The sequence below is a fragment of the Arachnia propionica genome (genome assembly GCF_003932785.1).
GTDB classification, from domain to species: domain Bacteria; phylum Actinomycetota; class Actinomycetes; order Propionibacteriales; family Propionibacteriaceae; genus Arachnia; species Arachnia propionica_B.
In genome coordinates this window covers 1-1,617 of sequence record NZ_RQYT01000097.1, presented here as the reverse complement: position 1 = coordinate 1,617, position 1,617 = coordinate 1, and the positions used below count along the sequence as shown (strand labels likewise).

At 65.9% G+C, this 1,617-nt stretch carries 1 protein-coding gene; it reads right to left on the bottom strand.

The window, feature by feature from the left end; translation table 11 throughout:
* Positions 1 to 1,375 (bottom strand): S8 family serine peptidase (locus EII35_RS15375; protein WP_185744398.1); only part of this gene is annotated, 1,375 nt, incomplete at its 3' end.
* Between the last annotated feature and the right edge of the window lie 242 nt (positions 1,376 to 1,617).

Sequence of the window (1,617 nt, the reverse complement as noted above, 5' to 3'; positions counted from 1 at the left end):
GGGACGGCGTCGCCTGCTCGGTGAGGGGGAGGGTCTTCAGTTCTTTGCTGAGGGTGATCTGGGCGATGCCGCCGCCGGCTTCGATGGCCTGGCGGATCTGCTCGCCCGAGGAACGGAACAGGAGTATGCCCGGCATGGTGATCAGTTCGAGGCCGCCCATGGGGCGGAAGACCTCGCCGCCCTCAGCGCTGTTGAAGGTGAGCACGCCCAATGCACCAGCCTCGACTGCGCTGTTGAACATGTCCCTTGGGGCCACCTCACCGCGCTCGATGAGGACGTAGTTGCCCTCCGTGTTGGCGGGGAAGTCCTCGGGGCGGCCGAGACCGGCCGAGACGATGCCGTGGGTCTGGTCGTCGACCTGACCGATCTGGAGGCGGTAGGGCAGCTCCAGGGTGGTCCCGCCACCGACAACCGTGGCTGCTGTGGCGAGCATGTGGCTGTTGTCGACGGAGGCGACCGCCAGCGCATTCGGCGCGGAGGCGGGGGTCCCGAGGGTGCCGTCGTCGAGCATGTCGGTCTGGTCGACATCGTTGTAGGCGAAGGAGCCGTTGAGTGCCTCGTTCCCGGCAGCGACGACCACCTGCACCCCAGCCTGGTGGGCCAGGGCGATGGCGCGACCCAGGCCGATGCTGTCCTGGTTGGTGCCGTTGGAGATGCCCAGCGACATGTTGATGACATCGGCGCCGAGCTTCACGGAGTCCTCGATCGCGGCGATGATGTCGTCATCCATGGCCCCTCCAGAGAGGGCAGGGTCGTTGGAGAAGACCTTCATCGCCAGCAGCTGGGCGTTGGGGGCGATGCCGTTGATACGGCCGTTGGTGATGGCGTCGGCGTCCTTGCCGCCGTTGGCCGCCGCGATGCCTGCGACATGCATGCCGTGCATGGAGCTGGTGGTGTCGACGAAGTTGGCGTTGTCGTCGGCGTAGTTCCAGCCGTAGGGGATCTTGTCGGTGGCGAGGTCACCCTGTGGCGTGAGTTTCTTCTCCACGCCGTCGTCGAGTCGCATGTCCTGGTGGCTGGGGTCGATCCCTGAGTCGATGATCGAGATCACCGTTCCCGCCCCGTCAACACCCAGGTTGCTGCGGGCCGACAGGGACTGCGTCATCTGCGCCGCTGTCTGCATGAAGGGTTGGTACTCCTTCACCTTCTGGACGCTCGCGACATCCGGATCGTTGCTGAGCGCTATCAGCTGGTTCCCGGGGACAGTGGCGGAGAAGCCGGTGACGAGGTGGGCGAACTTCCTGCGGACCGTGAAACCCTCGACGTCCTGCCAACGGCTCAGCACCCGCTCGACGGCGACGAGCCCGGAGAGCGCCGGGTCCGGCGAGTCCGGCTGCTCCTTGAGCAGCACCATCACGGTCTGGGACTGGTCCAAGGGCTCCATCTGCACCGGTCTCGCGTCGGGGACCGAGGTTGGGGGCGGTGCAGCTGGAGGGTCAGCCTTTGCCGGTGAAGCGAAAGGCGCAAGCATCATGGCGATGGCCGTCACGGCCACCAACGTTCTTCTCATTGTGCCTCCTGGTCGTTGAGCAACGTTGCTTCCACGACCCCCGCACAAGTTTAGCCTGCCGTTACGGAGCAGAAACCGGCGGGGCGAGGACATGGTGTCCTCGCCCC